This window comes from Corallococcus sp. CA049B, assembly GCF_003611685.1.
Classification (GTDB): Bacteria; Myxococcota; Myxococcia; order Myxococcales; family Myxococcaceae; genus Corallococcus; species Corallococcus coralloides.
The window spans coordinates 1-21422 of sequence record NZ_RAWC01000117.1 but is presented as its reverse complement, the minus strand read 5'-3'; the positions used below and the strand labels follow the sequence as shown (position 1 = coordinate 21422).

Below are 21422 nucleotides of genomic sequence, written 5' to 3'. Positions count from 1 at the left end.
TGGTACAGGACGGGGACCCTCATGCGTCTCCGTCTCCTCGCGTCCTTCTTCCTGGGTCTCCTCGTCGTCGCCGGGTCCGGCTGTGAGCCCGCGCCCGAGCGGCGGCTGAATGAGGCCGAGCTCCCACCGCACTCCGGGCCTCGCGTCACCATCGACGGGCACGAACCGGACACGAACCGGCTGTTCGGCACGGTGGCGAGCGACGCCGGCACGTCACGGGTGGAGGTGTACGAGGACGGGCGCTTCCTGGGCCACGCCGACCTCGACAGTGGCCGCTGGAGCCTGCCCTGGTGGCCGGGCCGGCGCGCGCTGGGGCTGGAGGTGGTGGCGCGCGACAAGCAGGGCTCGGAGGCGCGAGCCCGCGTCGACTTCCAGCACCTGGCGTTCGACGCGCGGCCCGGGCTCTATCAGCCGGAGACGCTGCTGGCGTTGCCCACGGCCCCGGGGGTGCGGACGTACTTCACGCGGGACGGCTCCACGCCCACGCCCGCGTCGTCGCGCTACACCGCTCCCATCGCGCTGCTGGCGCGCTCCACGCCTCCGGTGCGGTGGTCCTTCATCCCCACGACGAAGCCCGATGCCGAGGAGGCCTTGCGGTGGGTCGCGCCGCTGGAAGCGCCGCCGCAGGTCGCGGTGGTGCGCTACCGGCAGTTCGCGGGCGCTGAGCCGGTGGGGCCGGTCCGCACGCGCACGTTCGTCATTGGCCGTGGGCCGTACTCACTGCCAGTGCTGTCGCTGGTCACCGACGCGGCGAACTTCTTCGACCCGGTGACGGGCATCTACGTTCCGGGCCTCGCCGCCGAGGCCCGGCCCGAGGATCCGTTCGCGGCCAACTACCTGCAGAACGGCAAGGAGTGGGAGCGCCCCGTCCACGTGGAGTGGTTCGAGACCTCTGGCCAGCGCGTGTTCGCCCAGGACGCGGGCGTGCGCATCCACGGCACGGGCAGCGCGGTGATGCCGCAGAAGAGTCTGCGGCTGTACGCGAAGGAGGACTACGGCCCGAAGACGTTCGCGGGGCCGGTGTTCCCCGGCTCCCCGGTGACGGAGTTCACCCGGATGATCGTGCGCACGTCCGGACAGGACCAGGGCGTCACCAAGCTGCGCGACTGCGTGCTGCAGGGCCTGCTGGCCGAGACACGGCTCGCGCTCCAGGCCTGCCGTCCCACGCTCGTGTTCCTCAACGGCGAGTACTGGGGCCTGCACGAGCTGCGCGAGCGCCTGGACGAGTACTACCTGGCGTCGCACTACGGCGTGGACCGCAAGAAGGCCGTCATCCTGGAGGGCTCCGGGATCCTGGACGTGGGAGAGGAGGGGGACGCGCAGCCCTACCAGGAGCTCGTCGACTACGTGGCGACGCACGACCTGACGGTGCCGGAGCATGACTCCTGGGTGCGCGCGCGGATGGACGTGGAGGACTTCATCGAATACCAGGTCGCGCAGCTCTACCTGGGCAACACGGACTGGCCGGAGAACAACGTGAAGTTCTGGCGGCTGCGCACGAAGAAGCTCGAACCGGACGCGCCCCTGGGCCACGACGGCCGTTGGCGCTGGCTCGTGTACGACCTGGACTTCGCCCTGGCCGCCGGCCCGGCTCAGGACAGCCTGGGGCGCGTGCTGGACGCCCAATCAGGGGTGGGGGCCTGGTCCACGCTGCTCTTGAGGGGCCTGCTCGAGTCGCCGGAGTTCAAGGCCCGCTTCGTCGAGCGCTTCCTCTGGCACACCGAGCACACCTTCGCCGAGGAGCGGGTGACGGCGGCCCTGGACGCGGCGGCGGAGGCGCTCGCGCTGGAGATGCCTGAGCAGGTGGCGCGCTGGAGCCAGCCGGCCTCCGTGGAGGCCTGGCGCGCGAACCTCGAGTCCTTCCGGGAGACGCTGCGTCAGCGGCCGGCGTTCATGCGCCAGCTGCTGGAGCAGCACCTGGGGCCTCAGTAGCCGTAGGAGCCGCTGCGCACGTCCACCAGCCGGCCGTCGCGGAAGATGGCGACCTGCATGAACCGGTGGGGCCCGAAGTTGTAGGTCCACTCCTCCACGGTCGTGGAGGTGGTGACCTCCGTGGAGGCCTCCCCGTAGCGCGTGTCTCCCCGCGCCCCTTCCTTGACCTTGCGGGTCACGTACTCCGTCTTGCTCTGCTTCGTCACGGGCTGGCCGCACTTGGCCAGCGCGTCCGTCTGCGAAGCTCCTTCCGACACGATCTTGTTGTCACAGCGCAGCGCGGACGCGTGGACGAGGGAGGGCAGGGCGAGGCAGGCGACGGCGAGAGCGGCGGAGAGGGTGCGCATGGGGGACGCTCCGAGGAGTAGGCAAAGGCAGGGAACACGGACTGGCCGCTCGCGCTGGAGCAGCACCTGGGGCCTCAGTAGCCGTAGCCACCGCTGCGCACGTCCACCAGCAGGCCGTCGCGGAAGATGGCGATCTGCGTGAGCCGGTTGGGCCCGAAGTTGTAGGTCCACTCCTCCACGCTGCTCGAGGACGACACCTCCGTGGAGGAATCCCCGCGGCGCGACCCGTCCCGCCCGCCATCCCGGGACCTGGTGGTCACGCGCTCGCGCTTGGTCTCGGTCGACACGGGCTGGCCGCACTTCGCCACCGCGTCCGCCTGCGAGGCCCCTTCCGACACGAGCTTGTTGCCACACCGCAGCGATGCCGCGTGGGCAAGCGAGGGCAGGGCGAGGCAGGCGATGGCGAGGGCGGCGGGAAGGGCGCGCATGGGGGGAAGCTCCGGGAGTTGGGGAAGACGGGAACACCGCCTGGACGCAACGCCCGCGAACCTATTCAAACCCTCCGTGCGCTTTCCCGCCGGGCAGGCGCTACAGGCCGCCCTTCGCCTTGAGGGTCCGCGCCACCTCGTCCGCCATCACCCGGTGGCCCTCCACGGACGGGTGGATGCCGTCCACCTCCAGCCCGTCGATGAAGAGGTCCACGTTGCCCGGCTGCCGCGTCACGGCCTCCAGGTCGATGAGCTGCGCGCGCGTCAGGGAGCGCAGCCACGCGTTGAACTCGTGGCGCTGGGCCTTCATCAGCTCGAAGTCCCCGCCGTCCGCGCCCATCTTCTCCTTGGGCAGGAGCGTGCTCACCCACAGCTTGCACATGGGCTGGAGCTGATCCAGCAGCTGCGTCATGCGCTGCTGCAGCTTCGGCATCGTCATGCCCTCCGCGGCCATGTCATTGATGCCCAGCAGGACGATGCAGTCGGTGACGCCCTGCAGGGAGAGCACCTCCTGCTGCAGCTGGAGGTTCGCGTCCCAGAAGCCCTGTCCGGACGCGCCCGAGTTCACCACCGGCACCCCGAGCAGCTTCTCCACGCGGGACGGCCACGCGTTGCGCGTGTCGTTCCACGTGCCCGTGTAGCCCTCCGTGATGCTGTCTCCAATGGCGACGAAGGCCCGGCCCGGCGCGCCTTCCACGTCCACCGTCGCCACGCCCGTGGCGTACTCCCACGCCTGGCCGCCCAGCGCGCCCTGCGTCGTCGCGTAGGCGCCGGTCCTCACCCAACTGTCCGGGAGCGCCTGGATGCGGCTCTTGCCCAGCGCGCCCTTCACCTCGAAGGAGATGGCCACCTCGTCGCGGAAGCCCACCGGGAACGCGACCGGATCCGACGTCACCAGCGTGCGCGTGCCCGTGGTGAAGCCCGCGTTGCCGCCGAAGGTGAGCGCCACCGGCGCGGAGTCCAGCGCGCCATTGGCGCCGGCCTTCGCCACCGTGGCCCGCTGCAGCGTCAGGCCGCCGTCGCCGGAGCGGAAGGTGACGCGCACGCGGCTGCCCGCGCGCCCCAGGGGCACCTTGATCCGGTACGTGGTGAAGCTCTCCACGGAGACGGATTCGCGCAGCGATTGATGGAAGGCGGGCTGGAACCCGGCGGGCAGGGGCGCCACGGGCGGGGTGGCCTGCACCTGGTGCCCGTCATGCAGCGTCAGCGCGGGGGCGGCCTCCACGGACTCCGTGGCGGCGGGCGCGGTCACCTCCGCGTCCGTGCGGCCCGGCCCGGAGGCCTCCTCCGGCGAGCGGCCGTCATCCATGCCTCCACACCCCACCAGCACGCCCAGGGCCCCGAAGTACCCCCAGCGAAGCGCCTTCCTCAGACCCATGCCCACGACCTCCCGGCGCAAGACAATGTGCACGATGTGCCCGCGTGGCGACCCGGGGTTTCATGGCGCGCGCCAATCGCCGCGGACCGCGGACATCCCCCAGGCGGGCACGACCAGCGCGGGACTGCTCCCAGGAGGTGGCGGGCCGGGCCCCTGGAAGACCCGCGCGCTCGCCACCCCGGGCAGGGGCGCTTCCTTCCGTGGGCAATCCGTTGCCTACGGCACGCAGGCCCCCACGTCGCTGTTGTTGTTGTTGATGGTCCGGCAGGTCGCGCCGTTCGCGCACCCCGGTGAGCCCGCGGGCATGCGGCACAGCGTCCGGCATGTGCCGCCGCCGCCGCCGGTCATCACGCAGGTGCTGCCCCGTGAACACTGGTTGCTGAACTCGCACGCGGCGCCTTCCGTCAGCGCCCCCTGGCCCGCGCACACCGCGCCGTTGGCGGCGGGGTAGCAGGCCAGCGGGCCCTCGCAGTCCTGCGCGAACGGATCGCACCGCGCGGACGCGGGGCCGCACACCAGCGGCAGCTCGCGCGTGCCGGACAGCCGCAGCACGGTGTTGCACTCGCCGGAGCCGCAGTCGGACAGCGCGTGGCACAGCTTGCGGCAGAAGAAGCCCGTGCCGCCGTCGTCCTGCGACTCGTCCTTGCAGTACAGGCCCGCCGCGCACGTGTCGTACGTCTGGCCCGGAGGCGACTCGGCCAGCGTGCACGGCGCGCCCTCCGTGGCGGTGCCCGCCGCGACGCACTGGCGCGCGGTGGTGCCGCCATCCGTTCCCACGTAGGTGCACCGCTGCCCGGACGGACAGTCCTGGCGGACCACGTCGCACGCGGCCTCGAAGCACTGGCTGCCCGTGCCGCCATCCGTCAGGTCCGTGTACAGACAGCTCTGGCCCGCGGCGCAGCCCTCCTGCTTCGCCACGTTGCACGCGAAGCCGGAGCTTCCACCGCCGCCGCCATCACCAGCATCGACAGCCCCGGAATCTCCGGCGTCTGTCCCGGAATCCAGGGTCGTCCCGCCATCCGTTGGCGGGACGACAGTCTCGCCGTCATCGCAGCCCGCCACCCACAGCCCCAGCATCAAGGCTCCACCCAACAACACGAGACGTGCACTCATCCGGAAACTCCTGGCGTCGAAGTAGCCTGGGACTTACACGAGCGATTCCGTTGTCCGGGGGCCCTTGAACCGGGCCTGGAAACCAGCCGACACTTCCGGTCCGAGAACCGAGGGGGTCAGGGTGCGCATGAACACGAAGTTGGATGGGCCGGTGGAGCCAGACCCGTACATGAACCGTCGCGCCGAGGAGCGCGTGGCGGCGCGGTTCGAAGTGCGCTTCGAGCAGATGGAGGACGCGGCGCGTGCGCTGCGGGCCTACTCCCTGAATGTGTCCGCCGGCGGCCTGTGCCTGCGCACGCGCAAGTCCTACGACGTGGGCGCGCAGGTGCGGCTGGCCATGGTCATCGACGGGGAGGAGTTCCACCTCATCGGCGTCGTCGCCTGGGTGCGCGACGAGGCGGAGGCCATCGGCGTGCGCTTCATCGACGTGAGCGAAGAGGACCACGAGCGCCTGCGCCGCGTCATCGCGAGCTTCAAGCGCTGAAGCTGCCTTCGCCGCGGGAGGCGCCCGGCCAGGATGCCGGGCCCTCGCGGCACCCCCGCTACTTCTGGGGCTCGTACTCCGAGTGGCGGAACACCCCGGAGTCACCTTCCACGTAGCCGCACGCCCGGTAGAAGGCGCGCGTCTCGTCCGTGACGTTGATGGGGGCGATGAGCTGCAGCTGCTTCACGCTCAGCACCTTGCCCCGCTGCGCCACCTGCGCGAGCAGCGCGCGGCCCACGCCCCGGCGGCGCCAGCCCTCGGACACCACCAGCTCGTCCACGGTGGCCACGCGCCCGCGCAGCCGCAGCTGCGGCCGGTGGGAGAAGGACACCATGCCCACCGCGCGGTCCTGGGGGTCTCCCGCGACGAAGATCTCAATCTCCGGATGGCTGATGACCCAGTGCACCGTCTGCTGATCGGTGCCCTGGGGGTAGCCCAGCTCGCGCAGCAGCTGGGCCATGACCTCGGCGTCACCGCGACGCGCGCGGCGGATGCGGAAGGCGTTGGCGTCTGGGGCGGGGGTCATGGTGCGGACGATGGGCTGGGACACGGAAGTTGGGATTCTAACGACTGGGCCGCCGGCCTCCAAAGAGGAACGGCGGCCCGGATGTCTTTCTGCGGTGTGGGTGGAACCCGAGCAGGCCTACGGCTGCTCCTGGCAGAGCGAGCGCAGGGCGGTGGTGATGTCGTTCTGCTGCGGCACGGACGCCATCTCCAGCGCGTCCGCCAGGCCGATGCCCGGGACGAACTTGCCGGCGACCAGCCGGGGCGGCGCGAGCAGCGAGTAGAAGAGCTCCTCCACGGTGCGACGGAGCAGGTGCTCGCCGAAGTTGGTGACCTCCGTGTCCTCGTTGACGAAGAGCACGCGGCCCGTCTTCTGGACGGAGGCCTTGATCATCTCCCAGTCGTACGGCCAGAGCGAGCGCAGGTCGATGACCTCCACGCTCAGGCCCTCCTCCGCCAGCTGCGCGGCGGCCTTGATGCACAGGGGCATGGTGCGGCCGTAGCTGATGACCGTGGCCTGGGTGCCCTCGCGCACGAGCTTGCCCTTGCCAATGGGGATGGCGAACGCCTCCACCAGGGGCCACTGGGGCCTCCACTGCGTGCGGTCCCCCAGGGGCGCGTCGATCATCTTCGACAGCGCGCGGTCGTCGTCGGGCTCGCCGGGGATGCGCTCCTCGCCCTTCACGCGCAAGAGCGCCTTGGGCTCCAGGAACATGACGGGGTTGGGGTCCTGGCACGCGGAGATGAGCAGGCCGTACGCGTCCAGCGGCGTGGAGGGCATGACGACCTTCCAGCCGGGGATGTGCGTCATCGTCGCGTCGAAGGAATGCGAGTGGTACAGCGACCCGCGGATGCCGCTGCCCACGGGCGTGCGCACCACCATGGGCACCGCCCAGTCACCGTTCGTGGACCAGTGCGTGTTGCCCGCCAGCTTGAGCAGGTCGATGGTGTTGTAGATGTAGTCGCAGAACTGGATCTCCGCGACCGGGCGGTGGCCCGCCATCGCCAGACCCATGGCCGCGCCGATGATGCCGCGCTCGTCCAGGGGGCTGTTCCACGCCGTCTTCAGGCCCTGCGTGCAGGTGAAGACGCCGCCCAGCGGGGCGCCCACGTCCTCGCCGAAGATGTCGGTGACGCCCAGGTTCTCTTCCGCGTAGTGCAGGGCCATGCGGATGGCCTGTGCCATGTTCGCCATGGTTATTTCTTCTCCGCGTAGATGTGTTCCCAGATGGAGTCGCCAGAGGGCTGCGGCTCGTCACGCACGGTGCGCGCCGCGGCGGCCAGCTCCTCCGAGTACCGGTTGCGCGCCTCGTCCATCTGCTCGCGGCTGAGGACGCCTTCCTGCTCCAGCCGCGCTTCGAAGAGGCGCAGGCAGTCCTGCTCCTCGTTCACGAAGTTGGCGCCGGACGCGGACGAGTGCCCGTACAGGCGCGACACGCGCGCCTCGATGAAGAAGGGCTTGCGCTCCTTGCGCACGTACTCCATCGCGGCCTGGAGCTCCTGGTAGGACTCCACCGGATCATTGCCGTTGATGGTCTTCGCCTGGATGTTGAAGGCGCGCGCGCGGTCGCTGATGTTCGTCTCGCCGTGCTGGCCGTCCGAAGTGGTGCTGATGCCCCACTTGTTGTTGGTGACGATGATCAGGATGGGCAGCGGGTTGGCCGGGCGGCTGCTCCAGATGAGGCAGCTGGCGAAGTCGCCCTCGGCCGTGCCCGCGTCGCCGCCGGTGACGATGGTGATGCCGTCGCCGCCATGCCGCTTCTGGGCCATGGCCGTGCCCGGCGCGACGGCGTACTGCACCTCGATGGGGGAGGTGACCGGCGCGATGTTCTTCGAGCGCCGGCTGAAGTGGCCCGCGAAGTTGCGGCCGCCGGAGTAGGGGTCCGTGGCCGTGTTCTTCATCTGCCGCAGCGCCCCGATGGGCTCCTCGCCCATGGCGAGCAGCGTCGCGGACTGGCGGTAGTGCGCGTGCAGGTAGTCGTAGGCCGGGCCCTCGCCGACCTTCATCAGCAGGCCCAGGGGGACGTTGAACGCCTCCTCACCGGGACCGCCGATCCAGAAGTAGCCGTGGCCCTGCTTGTACATCTGGATCAGGCGCTCCTCCAGGACGCGCGCCTTCACCATCAGGTCATGGATGCGGATGAGCTGCTCTCGGGGCAGGGAGAGCGGCGCGGAGTTTTCTTTGATCAACCGGGGCCGTGACACGGGCGGAGGACCTCGAAGGGGAAAGAAAGGGACGCCCCTATACTCCGAACGCGGCCTCGCGACTCAAGGACCCTGATGTCACGGGTGTTCGCCATCACCGTTCGGCCCCCGGGTGGCGCGACGCGGCAATGAGCGGAACTCATCCATGCCCCCATGACGTGCTGCTTCCCAGGGGGAGCGGACGCTCCGGGTCCGGGCTGATCGCACGGCTGTTGGGGGACCGGGTGAGGGAGCGGCCCCAGGGAGTCGCCCGACAGGTGGACTCCTCGCGTCAATCAGGAAGTGAGATAGAGTCCGCCCCGCCCCGACCGCGTACTTCCGACGCGGGCTCCCTCAGGTCTGCCTTTGTCCCGTACGAACACGCGCCTCGACCCCGTGCCCGAATCTCCTGATGCGTCCGATGCGGCGCCCGGCACCCCGCCTCCTCCTCCGGAGTACACCGGCACCCATTCCCGGGAGCTCACCGCCCTGCGCGGCGAGAACACGGCCACCCGGCTGACCGGTGCGCTGGGGCTGCCGGCCGCGGAGCCCACGAGCACGGTCATCGCGCCCATGGAGGCCGGCGAGCTGCCCAACGTGGCGGCCATCCGCGGGCTGCGGTTGGATCAGCTGCTGCTGCTCACCACGGGCGCGCTGGTCATCGTGATTGTAGGCCTGCTGGCCGCGCTGTCCGCGAAGACGACGGAGGCGCAGCTCACCGCGACGTCGGACCGCTTCACGCAGCGGCTCCAGTCCCAGGCGCGCGAGCTGGGCCAGACAGTGAGCCACACGCTGGCGCTCACCTCCGCCACCAGCCTGCGTGACAACAACTACGCGTTCCTCACGGAGGTGGCGCGCTCCATCATCGCGGACAACCACAACATCCTGCGCGTGCAGATGTTCGACGCGGACGGGCAGCTCGTCGCGGACAGCGACCCGGCCGCCAGGCTGGGCGAGTCCTCCGGAGGCCGCACCGCGGAGCGCCGCTGGGCCAGCGCCTTCTTCAACGGCCAGCCCGTCTTCGAGTTCCAGGAGCCGCTCGACTACGGCTCGCAGTCCGGCAAGGGCGTGGTGGTCATCAGCTACTCGCTGGAGGACCTGCAGAAGCAGCTGCACGAGCTGGAGGAGAACAACCGCGCCTCCGTGCGCGCCAACACGCTGCGCATCGTGGGGCTGGGCCTGGGCTTCGTGGTGCTGGCCGGCGTGCTGGCCGCGTTCCAGAGCCGCCGCATCACCAAGCCGCTGGGCGTGCTCACCCACCGCGTGATGCAGCTGGCCGCCGGTGACCTGGGCGCGCGCGCGGGCACGGCGCCGGGCGCGGGCCGCGAGGTGACGACGCTGGGCGTGGTGTTCAACCACATGGCGGAGCGCATCAAGGTCCTGCTGGAGGACGTCCGCGCCAAGGCGCAGCTGGAGCGCGAGGTGTCGCTCGCGCGCACGGTGCAGGAGACGCTGCTGCCGGGCCGCGAGGCCGTGACGGTGGGGCCGCTGCGGCTCGCCGGACTGGTGGTGCCCGCGGACGCGTGCGGCGGCGACTGGTGGTTCCGCGCCGCGCTGGATGATCGGCGCGTGGTGATTGGCATCGGAGACGTGACGGGCCACGGTCTGTCCACGTCGCTGGTCGCCACCAGCGCCACCAGCGGCTTCGCCTCCGCCATGACGCTGCGCGAGCCGTCGCAGGTGCACGCGCAGATGCTGATCACCGCGCTCAACGTGACGCTGGCCAACGTGGGCCGCGGCGAGCACCAGATGTCCAGCGCGCTCGCGGTCATCGACGTGTACAGCGGCAGCATCGACTACGCGGCGGGCGCCCACCCGGCGGCGGCCATCTACAACCGGAACACGCGGCAGATGGCGTCGCTGCCGGCGCGCGGTCCGCTGCTGGGCGCGAACGTGGCGTCGCAGTTCACGTCGCGCCAGGCGCAGCTGAGCCCCGGCGACATCATCGTCTGGTACACGGACGGCCTCACCGAGGCGCGCGACGGCGCCAACCGGCTCTACGGGACGCAGCGGCTGGCCGCCGCGCTCCAGACCCACGCCCACCTCCCCGCCGATGCCCTTCGCGACGCGCTCCTCGCGGACGTGCGCGCGTACAGCGCCGGCCAGCCCCAGCGCGACGACATCACCGTCATCGTCGCCGAATTCAGCCCCGCCCCCTCTCCGTGACGAACCGCATGCGCCCATTCAACCGTTCCCCGCGCCGCGTCTGCACCGCGCTCGCCCTGCTGGCCACCCTGGCCGGCCCGCCGGCGGCGCTCGCCCAGTTCCGCCCACCGCCCGCCACCGAGGCGCAGCGCATGACGGAGCAGGGCGAGCAGACCCTCGTGTCCGCCAACGCCGCCCTCGCCAAGGGCGACAAGAAGGAGGCGCAGGAGAAGTTCACCAAGGCGCTCCAGCTCTTCGAGCAGGCGCTCACGCAGGAGCCGCAGTCCGTGTTCGCCGCCGCGGGCCTGGGCAGCGCCGCCAACGCGCTCCAGGACTTCCAGCGCACGGCCACGCGCCTTGCGCCGGTGTTCGCGCAGAACCCGCAGGACCTGTCGCTCGCGTACCCGCTGGGCACCGCGTACTTCAAGCTGCGCCGCTTCCAGGAGGCGGTGCCGGTGCTGGAGCAGGTGGCCGCCGCGGATCAGCCGGACCACCTCATCGTCCACTACTACCTGGCCAGCTACTACCTGTACGTCCAGGACGGGAACCGGGCCGTGACGCGGCTGCAGCGCTACCTGGTGCTGCGTCCGGAGAAGCTCGCGGGCAACGACTTCCAGATCCACGAACTCCTGGGCAAGGCGCACCTCATCCGCCGGGACGCTGGTGCCGCGCGCGCCTCGTTCGAGAAGGCGCAGGCCGGCCGGGCCGAGTCGGCGACCGCGCAGATCGGCCTCGCGGCCGTGCTGGAGATGGAAGGCCACGCGCCGGAGTCCCGCGCGCTCCTGGAGCGGCTGGTGACGAAGTTCCCGCAGGTGGCGGAGCCGAAGGAGCGCCTCGCGCGCCTGTACCTGGCCGCCGGCGACGTGCCGCGCGCGGACCTGCAGGCCACCGCCTTGATGAAGCTGGGCTCCACGCCCGCCGCGCACCTCTTGCTGGGTGACGTGCGGCTCGCGCAGAAGCAGCCCGCGCAGGCGGAGGCGGAGTTCCGCAAGGTGCTGGAGCTGCAGCCGGGCCTGCTGATGGGGCAGATCGCCGTGGGCAAGGCGCTCCAGGCGCAGGCGCGCCACGAAGAGGCCATCCAGTTCCTGGAGTCCGCCGTGAAGTCGGGCGGCGGCAGCCTGGAGCTGTGGGCGACGCTGGGCTCCGTCAACCGCCGCGCCGGCCGCTACCAGCGCGCGGTGGAGGTGCACCGGCGCGTGGTGGAGATGGCCCCGCGCCAGGCGCTGGGCCACATGCTGCTGGGCGCGGATCACTTCGCCACCGGCCAGTGGGATCAGGCCATCGAGGACTACGGCAGCGCGCTCCAGGTCGAACCCGGCCACCCCGGCGCGAAGCAGTGGCTGGCCCGGGCCCTGGCCCACCGCGCGCGGGATCGCGCCGGCACCCAGCGCCTGGAAGACGCCGTGCGCGACCTGCGCCGCGCGTATGACCTGGACCGCTCCGTGCCCATGGCCCGCCGGCTGGGCGCGGCGCTCCTGGACAGCCGCCAGTTCGCGGAGGCCCGCAAGGTGCTGGAGGGCGCGGTGACGCTGCCGGGCGTGACCTGGCGCGAGCACCTGCTGCTGGGCTACGCCCGCCTGGGCGGTGGCGACGCGCAAGGAGCGCTCGCCGCGTTCAACCAGTCCGGTGAGGCCACCCAGGAGCCGGATCAGCGCGCGGAGGCGTCCGCGGGCGCCGCGCTCGCGGAGGTGGAGCTGGGCCAGGTGGACGCCGCCGTGCAGCGGCTGACGGACGCGGGGCCCTCCAAGACGGCCGCGAAGGTGGCGGAGGCGAACCTGCCCCGCGTGCTGGTGCGCCGCGCCCTGGCGAAGCTGGAGACGGGCGACGCGGCCGCGGCGAACCGGGACCTGGACGCGGTGGACCGCCTGGGCACCGGCAAGCGCGCGGACCTGGCGAAGCTGGCCGCCTTCGCCCGGGCGCTCACGCGCGCGGAGGAGGGGAGGTTCGCGGAGGCCACCGCGGGCCTCAAGCGCTCCCTCACGCCCGCGCCGGAGTGGGCGTGGCCCAACACGCGCGCGCTCGCGGACGCGTGGGTGCTCTACCGCCAGGGCAAGGTCGCGCCCTCGCGCAAGCTGCTCACCGCCGCCCAGAAGAAGCCCATGCCCGGGCAGCCGAAGTGGATGGGCAACCTCACCGGCGCGCTGCTGCGGCGTGAGGCGGCGCTCGCGTACGCCTCCGGCAACATGAAGGCGTCGCAGAAGGCGCTGAAGGCCGCGCTCGCCGCGACGCCGGACGACGCGCTGGTGCAGCACAACCTGGCGTGCGTGGACTGGCGCCAGGGCGACAGCGCTTCGGCGCTCGCGGCATGGAAGCGCCTGGAGACCGCCGTGCCTGTCGCGTCGCTCAACCTGGGCATCGACGCGCAGGAGCGCCGGCATGAACCCGCCGAGGCCGTGGACGCCTGGCGCCGCTACCTGGCCTCCGGCGCGGGCCCCCGCGCCGCCCAGGTGCGGGAATGGAAGGACCGCCTGCAGGGCCTCTATGGACTGGGTGACGCGCAGGGCGTCACGCCGGCCACCGGGGTCGCGGAGGAGACGCCGTGAAGACGCCATCCCTTGTCGCGCGGGGGAGCCTCCTGCTCGCCGCCGCGCTGTTCGCCGTTTCCGTTGCCAGCCCCGCGTCCGCCGCGCCGAAGAAGGCCACGCTGGGCGTGTTCCTCGCCACCACGCTGTCGGACGGCCAGGAGCGCTTCCAGTACGCGGAGGCGCTCGCCCAGAAGCTGGAGGCCAGCCTGGGCCGCCCCGTGGGCGCCAAGAGCTTCGGCCGCTACGAGGACTTCTCCAAGGCGGTGGGGGAGGGGCAGATCGACTTCGCCGTGGTGGACGGCTGGGCCGCGGTGCAGCTGGGCTCCAAGGCGGAGCCGGTGGCGTACGCGCCGCGCGCCGGTGAGACGCAGCAGCGCTGGGCCATCATCTCCCTCCAGAAGGGCACCGTGAAGGACCTCGCCGGCAAGCGCATGGCGCTGGTCAAGGGCGCGGGCTCCGCGGACCCCAAGTTCGTCACCCACGTCGTCCTGGGCGGCGACCTGGATGCCCAGAAGCACTTCAAGCTGGTGCCGGTGCCCAACGTGGAGTCGGCGGTGAAGATGCTGGAGGCCAGGGGCGCGGAGGCCGCGCTCGTGCCGGTGGCGCACGTGCCCAGGGACATGCGGGTGCTCTTCAAGAGCAGCCGGGTGCCGGGCGCCGTGCTGGTGGACCTGAAGGGCGGGAGAGACGCGTTGTCCCAGTCCCTGTCCTCCGTGGGTGCGGTCGCCCCGTTCGACGCCTTCGCCCGCATCCAGGGCCGCGAGTTCGAGGACTTCCGCAAGCTCGTCACCCAGGGCCCCCCGCGCCGCCAGCCCGTCCTCGCGGACACCCCCGACCTGCGGGTGGAGACGCCCGTGCTCGTCCAATCCGAGTCGCTGGGTCCTGCCCTGCCGCCGTTCGCGGACGACCTGGCCGTCTCCGCCGAACAGCCCGATGACTGAGTGCGCCGTGGGCTGATCCGCGCACGGCGCCCCCGCCGCCGTGCGCATGTTTCACCGGGATCGACAGCCACGACTTGGCCTAAGGCGAGTTATTGCGGTAATTTGAGAAGTCGAGCGGAACGCCACCGTTCAGGGGTGGAAACTCGCCCCTGAGAACGATTGCCAGTCACACCGGCTCTGGTTCCGGCGCAACGACCGCGGACATCCCTGCTTCCCCCTCGTGGAATTGAGAACGATGGACTCGACTGAGTACGGTGGATCGCGCACCAACGCGGTGAAGGGGTTTGCCGGTCGGCTGGGCGCGCGCGCGTGCCTCACCCTGGTGGTCTGCGCGCTGGCCCTTTTCACGGTGGAGACGGCCCAGGCCCAGGAGGCCCAGGAGCCCGCTCCCAAGACGCGGACCAAGGCCACCCGCAAGCGCGCGGCCACCACGCCGGGCGCCAAGGCCGCCACTCCGGGCGCCAAGGCCACCCCGGGGACGAAGCCTCCGCGCACGGCGAAGACGCGCCGGGGCGCGAAGGCGCCGCCCCCGCCGGTGGACGTGGAGCCCGTTCCCGTGGACGAGCCCGTGTCGCCGCAGGAGCCGGCGCTCGCCACCGAGCCGCAGCCCGCGCCCCCCGCTCCCATGGCCGGCCCGGGTCCGTCCGTCGCGGATCCTTTGCCCGTGGCCTCGCCCGCCTCGCCGTCGCCGTATGACGGGCCGCTGATGTCGGACATCCCGTCCAACCCGCCGCCCGCCCCGGCGCTGGGGACCGGCGCGGTGCTGCCGTCGTCGCAGCCGCGCACGGCGGACAACGTCCCGGACCGCGCGCCCTTCACGGAGCCCACCTCGGACCGCGCGCTGCCGCCGCCCTCCAGCCTCTCCGGCCTGGACGGCCCGGACCTGGGCGGTGGCGACGACCTGGAGCAGAACATCAACATGGCGCTGAGCGAGGCCGTGGTCACCACGGCGTCCAAGCGCAGCCAGCGCATCTCCGACGTGCCCCTCACGGTGTCCTGGATTCCCGCGGAGGAGCTGGAAGGCACCGGCCAGTTCTCGCTCTGCGAGGCCATCCAGTACTTCCCCGGCATGGAGTGCCGCCGGGGCTCCATGCGCAAGGCGGCGGTGAGCGCGCGCGGCCTGGGCTCCAACTACCTGTCCAACCGCCTCCTGCTCCTCAAGGACGGCCGTCCGCTGACGGACCCGTGGACGGGTCAGTTCTACGCGGATGAGACGACGCCGCTCACCAACCTGAAGCAGGTGGAGGTCATCCGCGGCCCGGGCTCCTCGCTCTACGGCTCCAACGCCTTCAGCGGCGTCATCAACATCATCGAGCGCCAGCCCGCGGACCTCATCGCCAAGGGCCAGAACGTGGGCGCCGACGCGCGCATCCTCGCGGGCCAGGACAAGACCTGGCGCCTGCAGACCAACGTCGCCGGCCGCGGCGGCCCGGTGGAGGCGCTGCTCGGCTACTACGGCTTCGGCTCGGACGGCCCGCAGCTCTTCAACAACCCGCAGCTGAACCAGACGGACACCAACGAGGACTCGCTGGTCCACCAGGTGAACGGCAAGGTCCGCGTGGGCCCCCTCGCGCTGGACGCGGACTTCACGGACGGCAACATCGGCCGGCCCGGCGGTCAGAACATCTCCACCGTGGGCAACTGCGGCCGCTGCCACTACACCGCGCAGGACAACGAGCACGTCCAGAACCTGAACGCCGCCCTGCAGCTGGATCAGCAGGTGACGGACAACGTGCGCGTGTTCGCCCAGGCCTACACCTTCTTCAAGCGCCGCAACGTGACGCTGGAGAACGAAATCACCGGCGCGCTGGAGGACACGCTGGGCAAGCGCAGCCGCATCGGCGGTGAGGCGCGCGCGCTGTTCTCCCTGGACAAGCTCTCCGTCACCGTCGGCGGCGACGTGAAGGCCGACCAGGTGAACAACCAGAACATCCTGCCCGGCCTGACCCTGGACGACACGAAGCAGACCATCCTGGGCGGCTTCGTGGACGCCGAGTACCGCATCACGGAGCGGCTGGTGGTGGGCGCGGGCGCCCGCTACGACAACTACCAGATCCCCTCCAAGGTCTGGGAGGCGAAGACGGACCAGGTGTCCCCGCGCGCCAGCGTCGTGTTCCACGCCATCCCGGAGCTGCTCACGCTGCGCACCAACTACGGCCGCGCCTTCCGCGCGCCCACGCTGGCGGAGCTGGCCATCAACCAGCAGATGTACGCCGCGACGCTCTTGGGCAACCCGGGCCTGCGCGCGGAGACGCTGGACACGGTGGAGGCGGCGGTGGACTTCTGGCCGCTGGACCGCCGCGTGCGCCTGACGGGCACGGGCTTCTACAACCGCGCCCGCAACTTCATCAATCAGGAGCTCCTCTTCGGCTCCACGTCCCAGTTCAAGAACCTGGGTGACGCGCGCGTGGCGGGCTTCGAGGCGGAAGCCGCGGCGCAGGTGCCGTCCATCAACTCGTCCTTCGACGTGGCCTACCAGTTCCTGGACGCCCAGGCGCTGCCGGTGGGCGGCGGGGCCGGCTACCCGCTGGACTACGCGCCCACCCACCGCGTCTACCTGCGCGGCCGCACCAACATCGGCAAGTTCGCCTTCGTGGAGCTCTATGGCCTGTTCGTGGGCGCCCGGTATGATCCGGGCTTCGTGGTGGACGAGAACGCCGGCACCACCACCCGCGTGAAGCTGCCCAGCTACATCACCGCGACCGCGCGTGTGGGCTTCAACGTCCACGAGCGCGTGGCGGTGTCGCTGTTGGGGACCAACCTCTTCAACGCGAAGTACGAGGAGTCCCACGGCTTCCCCGCCCCGCCGCTGGGCGTCTTCACCGAAGTCCGGCTCCATTATTAGGGCCCTGTTTGGATACCGTCGCCGCCGTGAAGGATGCTCCCCTGAAGTTGACGCCGGACACGACGCTCACGCCGGAGGCGCTGGAGAAGGCCTCCGGAGTGCTGGCCCGGGACGGCCTGTTGTTGGGGCGCGGTGACGACGCGGCGCCGCAGCTGGTGCTGTTCGACGGGCGGTTCACCCCCGCCCACGCCGCGCTCCTGGAACGCCATCCCCCGGCGCTGCTCCTGGCCACCCGCGAGGGCGGCCAGCCGTCCGCCTGGGAGGCGCGGCTGCTCAGCGCGCTGCTCCGCGGCGAGCCCCTGATCCCCAAGGAGGCCGCCACGTCCGTGGCGTGGCTGGGCAGCGTGGCGGAGGTGACGGCCCTGGGCGAGCGCGCGGCCGAGTCCGTCCTCCAGGCTGGCGGCTCCAAGAGCGCGGCCAGCCGGGTGGCGGATGTCGTCCATGAGATTGGCGTGAACGCCCTGCTCGACGCGCCAGTGGACGGGAGCGGCGAGCCGAAGTACGCCCACCGGCGCGGCCAGGTGCAGTCGGTGGCGGAGGAGGATCGCTGCCTGGTGTCCTGGGCGGTGGCGGACGGCAGGGCGTGGCTGGAGGCGACGGACCGCTTCGGCCGCCTGTCGGTGTCACCGTTGGTGCGGGTGGTCAAGGCGTGGGGTGAGAAGGCGCAGGTGGATGCTTCGGGTGGTGGCGCGGGCCTGGGTCTGCGGCGCATCCTGGAGCACAGCGACGTGGTGGCGGTGCGGGTGACTCCGGGAAAGCGCACGCAGTTCGCCTGCGGGGTGGACCTGGGCGACGCTCGCCGCCGGGCCGCGCAGCCCAAGTCGCTGCTGTTCAGTCTGGAACGAGGGTAGGCGGGTGGAGAGCCAAACTTCCAATGCCAGCATCACCTCCCTGCGCGTGGGCAGTCTGACCCACGTGCGCGTGGCCGGGGTGATCGACGAAACCTTCCCCCTCTCGCCAGCCTCCAAGGGCCTCCAGGGCCTGGTGGTGGTGGACCTGGGCCTGGTGGAGCGCATCAGCTCCTTCGGCGTGCGCCGGTGGATCGAATTCGCCGGCCACCCGCCGCAGGGCGTGTCGGGGCTGTACGTCGTCAACGCGCCGCCGGTGGTGGTGGATCAGCTCAACATGGTGGAGGGCTTCGCGGGCGTCGCGCGCGTGCTCTCGCTGTTGGCGCCGTACACGTGCCGCTTCTGCAAGGAGGACCGGCTGCGGCTGGTCCGCCTGGTGGAGGAGGCGAAGGTGCTGGAGCAGGGCGGGGCCCCGCCGCACCAGTGTCCGGTGTGCGCCCAGCCGCTGGAGTTCGCGGACGAGCCCACGGAGTTCTTCGACTTCGCGCGCCGTCAGCAGTTCTCCGCGGTGGATCCGGCGGTGCTGCGCTACCTGCGCTCCGGCATCCCTTCGGAGCCGTCCGAGCTCGCGTCGCACCTGAAGATCGTCCAGGACGACATCACCTTCATCACCCTGGCCAGCACGCTCAAGGCCGACCTCAACGTGCGCCGGCTGGCGTCCGGCCTGGAGGGGCGCGTCGCGTTCGACTGCTGCCACGTGAGCGTGGTGGATCAGGAAGCGCTGCCGCGCATCGAACAGGTGCTGGAGGTGGCGTCGCAGGGCGCCCAGGTGGTGCTCTGCCGCGTGCCGCCGCCGCTTCTGGCCGTGCTGGCGAAGTCCACCAAGGCGCTGCCGGCGAAGCTGGCCACGCTGTGGCTGCCGTGTGACTGCCGCAACTGCGGTCAGGTCACCCACCAGCGCATCCAGACCTCCGAGTACCTGGAGGTGCTGCGCGCCAAGGGCACCATGGAGCGCGTGTGCCCCGTCTGCGGCGGCAGCGCCCGGGCTCCGGCGCTCGCGCAGTTCCAGGGGCTGCTCGCGCGCACGCCGCTCACCGACAAGCCGCTGGAGGACATCGAGGCGCTGGAGCAGCGCGCGCTCAGCCAGTACCTCTTCGGCTCCACCAACACGGACCCCGGCGCCCGGGGCTCGTCAGCCACGGACACGCACACCAGCGGCGCCCGGCTGCAGATCATCCGCCGGCTGGGGCAGGGCGGCATGGCGGAGGTGTTCCTCGCCAAGCAGCAGGGCGTGAAGGGCTTCGAGAAGTTCGTGGTGATGAAGAAGATTCTCGCGCAGTTCGCTGAGAATCCTGAGTTCGTCGACATGCTCTTCGCGGAGGCCCGCGCCAACGCGCGCCTCACGCACCCCAACGTCGTGCAGACCTTCGACGTGGGCGTGACGGACGGCGTGGCGTACATCCTGATGGAGTACGTGCGCGGCCCGGACCTGAAGCGCCTGCTCACGGAGCTGCGCCGCAAGGGCATGGCGCTGCCGCTGGAGCACGCGCTGCGCATCGTGGCGGAGGTGGCCGCGGGCCTGCACTACGCGCACAGCTACGTGGACCCTTCCGGCACGGCGCACCCGGTGGTGCACCGCGACGTCAGCCCCCACAACGTGCTGGTGTCGCTGGACGGCGCCATCAAGCTGTCGGACTTCGGCATCGCCAAGGTGCAGGGCGAGGAGCACACGCAGGCGGGCGTCATCAAGGGGAAGATCTCGTACCTCTCCCCGGAGGCCGCCAGCGGCCGCCCGCTGGACTGGCGCAACGACGTGTTCGCGCTGGGCGTGGTGCTCTTCGAGCTGCTCACCGGCCAGCTGCCGTTCCGCCGGGACCATGACGCGGCCACGCTCGCGGCCATCGTGCGCGAGCCCGCGCCGGTGCCCTCGCAGCTGCGGCCCCACATCCCGCAGGACGTGTCGGACCTGATCCTCCGCGCGCTGGTGAAGGACCCGGCGCGGCGCACGCCCTCCGCGGCGGCGATGCGCGAGGAGATCGAAGCCGTCATCGCGCACCACCGGCTGTCCTCGTCGCCCGCGTCGGTGGCGCAGTTCTTCAAGGAGGCGCTGGGCGACCGGCTCTCCGAGTACGCGCCGTCGTCCATCGCCGGCTCGGGGACGGGCTCCAACCCCCGGGCGCTGATGCCGGGGACGGGCTCGCACTCGCGCAACCTGGGCACGGGCTCGAGCAGCGACATGCGGGCCCCGTCGGACCTGTCCCGTCCGCCCGTGCGCGGCGGTTCCGGCAGCATGCCCCGGATGGAGCCGCCCCCGGTGGCCTCCCCCCCGGAGCCCGCCGAGCGCGGAACCGAGGTCGTCTCCGTCAACGCGCCCCCGGTGCCCACCGCGCCTCCGGTGGCACCGCCCATGGCCGCGCCCCGTCCGTCGCGCCCGGCCGCGGCTTCGCCCACGTCGCCGTTGCCGCCGCCCACCGCGGTGCGCCCCGCTGCGTCCGCCAACGTGCCCACGCGCGTGGGGCCCCCGCCGCAGGGGCCCGCGCGTCCGTCGGTGTCGGTGCCCTCCGTCGCTCCCCTGACCGCGGCCCCGCCGCTGCCCCCTCCGTCGCATGGGGGGACGCACGCGCAATACGCTGCCTCCCACGCGCCGCAGGCAAGCGCCCCACAGCAGCCGCCGCTGGGTCACCATGCGCCGCCGCCGACGGGCACCCACGCGGCCTATGGGGGACACCCCCCGCCGCCGCCGCCGCACGTGGCCGCGCCGCCGTCACCGCCAGTCACGGCCCCCGTGGCCCCTCCCGCGCGGCCTCCGGCGGCTCCCGTGGCCGCGCCGCCGGCCCCCATCCACGCGGTCTCCCCCGCGGCTCCCGCGCCCGCCGCCGGAGCGGCGGGGAAGGGCATGACGCCCGGCCAGCGCAAGGGGCTCATCGTGGGCGGCGTGGGCCTGGTGCTCGCGGGGCTCGCGCTGGTGTTCCTGCTGCCCAAGGGCGGCGTGGAGGTGCGCAACGCCCAGGAGGGTGAGCGCGTCTATGTGTCCGGCGTCCGGCTGGAGGCGAGCCAGGGCCTGCCCGAGGGCACCGCCGGCTGGCTCATCTCCACGGCCGTGGACGGCAAGCTGCACCGCTTCGGCAAGGTGCCGCGGTCGGAGCACATCGACCTGCGCACGCTCGCGGACGCCCCGCCCCAGGCGGATGCCCGGGGCACGCTCAGCGTCACCGGTGCCCAGGGCTGCCGCGTGGCGCTGGGCTCGCAGGTGCTGGAGGGCCAGACGCCCCTGTCCAGCCAGATGCCCGCGGGGCGCGAGTTCGAGGTGCGCGTCACCTGCGGCGGCAAGCCGGACGTCGTCCGCTGGGTGATGGCCGTCCCGGGGCAGGGCGTCGCGCTGGACGTACCCTGAGCCGGACGGAGTGACCCGGGCCGGAGGACACCGCTGACAAAGCGTCCCTCCGGTCCGTCTCAGTCGTGCGTGCCCACGTGCAGGTCGCCGTGGCGCGTGCAGACCCAGTGGAAGGCGCAGGAGCACGCCACCGCGCGGGCGTGCGTGCAGCAGCGCCCCCCGAAGTCCTCCGGCAGGGCCTCGCGCTCGGGAGGTGGCGGGTCGGGCAGCTCCCTGGGGGCGCCCCGCCCGGAGTCCGCGGGCACGCTGCCGCAGCAGCCGCGCTGGAGGCAGCCGGGGCACAGGGACAATTCGCAGTGCGCGCACCAGTCGAACACCTCTCCGGCGGTGCCACGGCGCTCACAACCTCCACAGGCGTCGAACATGGGCAGCCTCCTTGCTCACCTGCGAGGAAGGTAGAGGAGGGGTCCGACA

Annotated in this window: 16 protein-coding genes; 8 read left to right on the top strand and 8 right to left on the bottom strand. The window is 71.9% G+C overall.

What is annotated here, in order from left to right:
• Positions 1–21: 21 nt before the first annotated feature.
• Complete coding sequence (locus D7W82_RS23730; RefSeq protein WP_120620528.1) at positions 22–1932, top strand: CotH kinase family protein; 1911 nt, start codon at positions 22–24, stop codon at positions 1930–1932.
• On the opposite strand, the gene D7W82_RS23725 is transcribed toward D7W82_RS23730, so the two are convergent.
• The 4 genes from D7W82_RS23725 to D7W82_RS23710 all read right to left on the bottom strand — a co-directional run bounded on the left by D7W82_RS23725 (position 1926) and on the right by D7W82_RS23710 (position 5198).
• On the bottom strand, positions 1926–2279 hold the full coding sequence (locus D7W82_RS23725) for a DUF2845 domain-containing protein (RefSeq protein WP_120620527.1): 354 nt from the start codon (positions 2277–2279) through the stop codon (positions 1926–1928). The two genes, D7W82_RS23730 and D7W82_RS23725, sit on opposite strands and share 7 nt — an antisense overlap.
• A gap of 74 nt (positions 2280–2353) precedes the next feature.
• Positions 2354–2707, bottom strand: coding sequence for a DUF2845 domain-containing protein (locus D7W82_RS23720; protein WP_120620526.1), 354 nt, complete (start codon positions 2705–2707; stop codon positions 2354–2356).
• A gap of 100 nt (positions 2708–2807) precedes the next feature.
• On the bottom strand, positions 2808–4085 hold the full coding sequence (locus D7W82_RS23715) for an SGNH/GDSL hydrolase family protein (protein WP_120620534.1): 1278 nt from the start codon (positions 4083–4085) through the stop codon (positions 2808–2810).
• Positions 4086–4301: 216 nt separating this feature from the next.
• Positions 4302–5198: a hypothetical protein gene (locus tag D7W82_RS23710; RefSeq protein ID WP_233587898.1), complete on the bottom strand. Its 897-nt coding sequence runs from the start codon at positions 5196–5198 to the stop codon at positions 4302–4304.
• Between the two features lie 127 nt (positions 5199–5325).
• Here D7W82_RS23710 and D7W82_RS23705 point away from each other — a divergent pair, with 127 nt between their 5' ends.
• Positions 5326–5682, top strand: coding sequence for a TIGR02266 family protein (locus tag D7W82_RS23705; protein WP_120620524.1), 357 nt, complete (start codon positions 5326–5328; stop codon positions 5680–5682).
• A gap of 58 nt (positions 5683–5740) precedes the next feature.
• On the opposite strand, the gene D7W82_RS23700 is transcribed toward D7W82_RS23705, so the two are convergent.
• From D7W82_RS23700 to D7W82_RS23690, 3 genes are all read right to left on the bottom strand, one after another.
• On the bottom strand, positions 5741–6232 hold the full coding sequence (locus D7W82_RS23700) for a GNAT family N-acetyltransferase (protein ID WP_120620523.1): 492 nt from the start codon (positions 6230–6232) through the stop codon (positions 5741–5743).
• Between the two features lie 93 nt (positions 6233–6325).
• On the bottom strand, positions 6326–7381 hold the full coding sequence (locus D7W82_RS23695; RefSeq protein ID WP_120620522.1) for an alpha-ketoacid dehydrogenase subunit beta: 1056 nt from the start codon (positions 7379–7381) through the stop codon (positions 6326–6328).
• Positions 7382–7383: 2 nt separating this feature from the next.
• Positions 7384–8391, bottom strand: a complete 1008-nt coding sequence (locus D7W82_RS23690) for a thiamine pyrophosphate-dependent dehydrogenase E1 component subunit alpha (protein WP_120620521.1) — start codon at positions 8389–8391, stop codon at positions 7384–7386.
• Between the two features lie 345 nt (positions 8392–8736).
• On the opposite strand from D7W82_RS23690, the gene D7W82_RS23685 reads away from it, so the two are divergent.
• The 6 genes from D7W82_RS23685 to D7W82_RS23660 all read left to right on the top strand — a co-directional run bounded on the left by D7W82_RS23685 (position 8737) and on the right by D7W82_RS23660 (position 21008).
• Entirely contained in the window at positions 8737–10536 is a 1800-nt protein-coding gene (locus D7W82_RS23685; RefSeq protein WP_120620520.1) for a PP2C family protein-serine/threonine phosphatase, read from the top strand.
• 8 nt (positions 10537–10544) lie between these two features.
• Positions 10545–13058 carry a tetratricopeptide repeat protein gene (locus tag D7W82_RS23680; protein ID WP_120620533.1) on the top strand — a complete coding sequence of 838 codons (2514 nt, stop codon included), beginning with the start codon at positions 10545–10547 and terminating at the stop codon, positions 13056–13058.
• Positions 13055–13981, top strand: a complete 927-nt coding sequence (locus D7W82_RS23675) for a PhnD/SsuA/transferrin family substrate-binding protein (protein ID WP_233587897.1) — start codon at positions 13055–13057, stop codon at positions 13979–13981. Before D7W82_RS23680 ends, D7W82_RS23675 begins: the two co-directional genes overlap by 4 nt.
• 235 nt (positions 13982–14216) lie before the next feature.
• Positions 14217–16826: a TonB-dependent siderophore receptor gene (locus D7W82_RS23670; protein ID WP_120620519.1), complete on the top strand. Its 2610-nt coding sequence runs from the start codon at positions 14217–14219 to the stop codon at positions 16824–16826.
• Between the two features lie 26 nt (positions 16827–16852).
• A complete protein-coding gene (locus D7W82_RS23665; RefSeq protein ID WP_233587896.1) occupies positions 16853–17677 on the top strand; it encodes a hypothetical protein in 825 nt (274 codons plus the stop codon).
• Positions 17678–17681: 4 nt separating this feature from the next.
• Entirely contained in the window at positions 17682–21008 is a 3327-nt protein-coding gene (locus D7W82_RS23660) for a serine/threonine-protein kinase (RefSeq protein WP_120620517.1), read from the top strand.
• Between the two features lie 59 nt (positions 21009–21067).
• Here D7W82_RS23660 and D7W82_RS23655 read toward each other — a convergent pair whose 3' ends face one another.
• Positions 21068–21373, bottom strand: coding sequence for a hypothetical protein (locus D7W82_RS23655; protein ID WP_120620516.1), 306 nt, complete (start codon positions 21371–21373; stop codon positions 21068–21070).
• Positions 21374–21422: the final 49 nt, after the last annotated feature.